The sequence below is a fragment of the Acidithiobacillus sp. TH-A36 genome (assembly GCF_057473445.1).
Genome location: NZ_JBYCKP010000246.1, coordinates 1 through 1,613, shown reverse-complemented (window position 1 = coordinate 1,613; position 1,613 = coordinate 1). Strand labels below are relative to the sequence as shown.

The window sequence follows — 1,613 nt, the reverse complement described above, 5'->3', positions numbered from 1 at the left end:
TCAGCAGCTCGTACAAGTCGAGAACCGAGCGGGTGAGTCGATCCAATTTGTAGACCAGGACGACGTCAATCTCGCCGGACTCGATGGCTTGCATCATGCGCTGCAATTCGGGACGCTCGGTGTTCTTGGCACTGGCTCCGGCATCCGTATAGACGCCCACCACCGTCCAATCTTGGGCAGCACAAAACGCACGCAACCGTTCGAGCTGCGCGTCGAGACTAAATCCTTCATCGGCTTGCATGGCGGTGGAGACGCGGGAGTAGAGGGCCGCACGCATGAGGCACACCTTCCGAAGCTAAAGAATTCCTATGGATGAGACATGGATGCCTAATTAAACATTAAGCGAAGGTCTCTTCACGAAGTCCGAGTGCCTCATAGAATTGCGTAACCTGCGGCCTGCCCAAAATTAAAACAAATGTTTTAAGTGGGCTTTGATGATAAGCCAAACTATGTAATCTGCCGCCAAGCTACCGAAAAATGCGGTAATGAACGTCGCGATCGATGTGCCCCAAAATGTATGGATGGTACGTTCATCAAAATGATGTGTTACTTTCGCTAAATCTTCCTTTGTCACCAAGGGTGATTCCGATTTTTCGAAAGTTCGCTTTTCTAGGTCTTCCACTAACGCCTTGAGCTTAAGGATCTCGTCTTGGGTAGTTCTATTTTCCAATACGACCGCTCCTTTTATCATGATAAATCTTCGCCGGCTGCGTGTTCGTTGGGGAGGAGATCCTCGACTCGGCGCGGGTCGTCGGATAGGCCCAATAGATAATCCACGCTTACGCAAAAAAAATTAGCCAATTTAATCAACGAATCGGAAGATGCTGTTTTTCCTGCTTCATATTTTTGAATTGCACGCGAGTGTATTCCTGTATTATCAGATACATCCTTCTGCGTGAGTCCTCGTTCCTTCCTCAATTCAACAAGACGCGAAGAAAAATAATTCACTTTTATCCCTCTTGTCTTGACACGCCTATGTGTACGTGTATAATACTCCGTAAAGCACGCATAACTAGGCGTGTTCAACGGAGGTGAGACGATGAAGCCTAATGAGTCCCTAAAACATGCCCGCCAGCAAGTTGGTTGGACTCAAAAGCGCATGGCCAGTGAACTAGGAGTCAGTCTACGTAACTATCAACACTTCGAGTACGGGTCGCGCAAGATCAGCTTGGAAACAGCATTAAAAGCTTGCGAAGTTCTAGGTATGAATTTTTACGAACTATTTGGTCGTAATTCTACCACAGAGAATGGCAATGCGGAAGAGGAACAGGCCGCTGCATCGCAATAACCCACCGCGCAGGTGCTGCATACCGTGCAGAAGGAGGCGATCCCATGTCAGAGTTGCGTGTTGTCCACATTGGCCAGCCGTCGCAGGCAGCCTTGCAAGCTGCCGCGAACCAACTGGAGCGGATCCGCCAAAGGGCCATCCAGCGCGTGGTGGATGCAGCGACGGAGCAAGGCATGGAAGTCACCAAAGAGTTCATTGCCGAGGTGCTCGGCCTGGAGGTGTCAGAGATTGTGATCAAAGGAGGGAGCGCGTGAAGGGAAGGCGGAACATCATAGCCAGGGTTGTCCGCGAGGCGGCAGGGCTGAGCCAACTCCGTTTGGCTTGC

The 1,613-nt window shown here is 50.5% G+C and carries 5 protein-coding genes; 2 read left to right on the top strand and 3 right to left on the bottom strand.

The annotated features are described in order from the left end of the window. The 3 genes from AC2VLY_RS06435 to AC2VLY_RS06425 form a co-directional block, all read right to left on the bottom strand. The coding region (locus AC2VLY_RS06435) for a recombinase family protein (RefSeq protein WP_486894072.1) at positions 1 to 277 on the bottom strand (277 nt) is incomplete at its 3' end. 129 nt (positions 278 to 406) lie between these two features. Continuing rightward, positions 407 to 670, bottom strand: a complete 264-nt coding sequence (locus AC2VLY_RS06430) for a hypothetical protein (RefSeq protein WP_486894070.1) — start codon at positions 668 to 670, stop codon at positions 407 to 409. A gap of 17 nt (positions 671 to 687) precedes the next feature. After that, entirely contained in the window at positions 688 to 948 is a 261-nt protein-coding gene (locus AC2VLY_RS06425; RefSeq protein ID WP_486894068.1) for a helix-turn-helix domain-containing protein, read from the bottom strand. Positions 949 to 1,039: 91 nt separating this feature from the next. Between AC2VLY_RS06425 and AC2VLY_RS06420 the strand changes: the two genes are divergently transcribed. Both AC2VLY_RS06420 and AC2VLY_RS06415 read left to right on the top strand, forming a co-directional pair. Next, entirely contained in the window at positions 1,040 to 1,288 is a 249-nt protein-coding gene (locus AC2VLY_RS06420; protein WP_486894067.1) for a helix-turn-helix transcriptional regulator, read from the top strand. A gap of 44 nt (positions 1,289 to 1,332) precedes the next feature. Beyond that, entirely contained in the window at positions 1,333 to 1,542 is a 210-nt protein-coding gene (locus tag AC2VLY_RS06415) for a hypothetical protein (protein ID WP_486894065.1), read from the top strand. The last annotated feature ends 71 nt before the right edge of the window (positions 1,543 to 1,613 follow it).

Bases quoted from the DNA above. Each gene is read 5' to 3' on its own strand.
- AC2VLY_RS06420 (WP_486894067.1), top strand. From the start codon at position 1,040: ATGAAGCCTAATGAGTCCCTAAAACATGCCCGCCAGCAAGTTGGTTGG.
- AC2VLY_RS06415 (WP_486894065.1), top strand. From the start codon at position 1,333: ATGTCAGAGTTGCGTGTTGTCCACATTGGCCAGCCGTCGCAGGCAGCC.